Source organism: Streptomyces sp. NPDC005151, from assembly GCF_053599875.1.
Genome location: NZ_JBSFYR010000276.1, coordinates 1 through 1,006, shown reverse-complemented (window position 1 = coordinate 1,006; position 1,006 = coordinate 1). Strand labels below are relative to the sequence as shown.

At 64.5% G+C, this 1,006-nt stretch carries 1 protein-coding gene and 1 pseudogene; one reads left to right on the top strand and one right to left on the bottom strand.

Annotated features, from left to right (window positions below; genetic code table 11):
- Positions 1-241: 241 nt before the first annotated feature.
- Positions 242-775 (top strand): hypothetical protein, encoded by a 534-nt coding sequence (locus ACWD6R_RS40705; protein ID WP_451823364.1) that lies wholly within the window; start codon positions 242-244, stop codon positions 773-775.
- Here ACWD6R_RS40705 and ACWD6R_RS40700 read toward each other — a convergent pair.
- Positions 750-926, bottom strand: a pseudogene (locus ACWD6R_RS40700) (transposase); the annotation flags it as partial. The gene ACWD6R_RS40705 and the pseudogene ACWD6R_RS40700 sit on opposite strands and share 26 nt — an antisense overlap.
- Between the last annotated feature and the right edge of the window lie 80 nt (positions 927-1,006).

Genomic DNA, 1,006 nt, shown 5'->3' with positions numbered 1-1,006 from the left:
CGGCCCGTTCACGGACTTCCTTCGGGTATGGCTTCGACATAACGATCCCGATCCTTCCAAGAGATCGAGCCTCGGTCAAACCCGGAACGATTCATCCCTGAGGGCCGACAGCCGCCAGCTGTCGGCCCTCAGAAGCTGTTGTCTTTCCGGATGTGAGCACTGGGTTTTCGCTGGTGGGGCATGGGTCGTGGATTCCGTGGAAGTTATGGCCTGCCGGGTCGTCGTTCTAGGGAGGCTCTGGATGCCGTCGGTTGTAGGGCTGCTGGAACAGCGTGAGTTGGGTGCTCGCCGTCGGGTGGACGAGCTGCGGGAGGAAGCCGACCGGATTCACGCTGAACTGGCCGTAGCCGAGCAGGAATGGAAGGAATGGGTCATCGCCCGGTCACGGGTGGGTGAGGTGTTGTCCGGTGAGGAGACCGTTTCCGAGCAGACCGAATCCGTCGCCGGCTCCCCGAGCGTTCAGCAAGACGCCGTGACGGCGGCAAGGAAGCCGAGGTCACAGGTGCCGGTGTGGAGCCAGGGGCTGACGTCGTCGGTGCTGTCGGCGGATTACGGGTGTATGGTGCACATGCTTGCGGACCGCACCCGCCTCGAGCAGGGTCCCGCAACGTGCCAGGAGATGGCTGAGGCGTTCGGGATGGAAGCGGTACCGGCGAAGGTCGAGGCACTGCGGTCGAAGGCGAAGCGCCTGGTGGCCCGCGGATGGTTGTCCGAGCCCGAACCGGGCCGGTTCACCCCCGCGAACAACGTCAGCGTGCCAGCCGCCGGGTCATGAGCAGCGTCATCGACCAGTAGATCATCGCTTCGGCACTGCTCGGGCGGCGTTCCACGTCGCGGACCAGGCGGCGGGTGCGCATCAGCCACCCTAGAGTGCGCTCCACTTTCCAACGTTTGGGCAGCACCACAAAACCGGCTCCCCTGTCGCTTCCGTGGGTCGCTGACCTGGTCTGATATGCAGAACACGCCGTACCCCGGCTACGTTTCGACTTGCGACGGTACGAAACGG